The 211-nt window shown below is 77.3% G+C and carries 1 riboswitch.

The features are described 5' to 3' along the window. Positions 1 to 18 precede the first annotated feature (18 nt). Positions 19 to 158: riboswitch (cyclic di-AMP (ydaO/yuaA leader) on the bottom strand. Positions 159 to 211 lie beyond the last annotated feature (53 nt).

The raw sequence follows: 211 nt of genomic DNA, 5'->3' as shown, positions 1-211 counted from the left end.
CGCCATGCGGCGGCTCTCCGTTCTTCCGTCTGCCGCCTACCGGGTTAGCTGACGGATTCGGGCGGGAAGCGGCCCTACCCGCGACGGGACGTACCCGGCGCGCGATTCACCCCAGTGCTGCGGTGGGTCCCCGGCCCACCCCGGAGGGCGGCTCGGCGGCGCCCGGCGGCCCTCCCCGGTGGGGAGCGGACGACCGTCCGGGCGCAGCCAC

This window comes from Blastococcus sp. MG754426 (assembly GCF_021699055.1).
GTDB lineage: Bacteria > Actinomycetota > Actinomycetes > Mycobacteriales > Geodermatophilaceae > Blastococcus.
The sequence above is the reverse complement of the archived record's forward strand: the minus strand, read 5'-3'. Positions and strand labels throughout refer to the sequence as shown.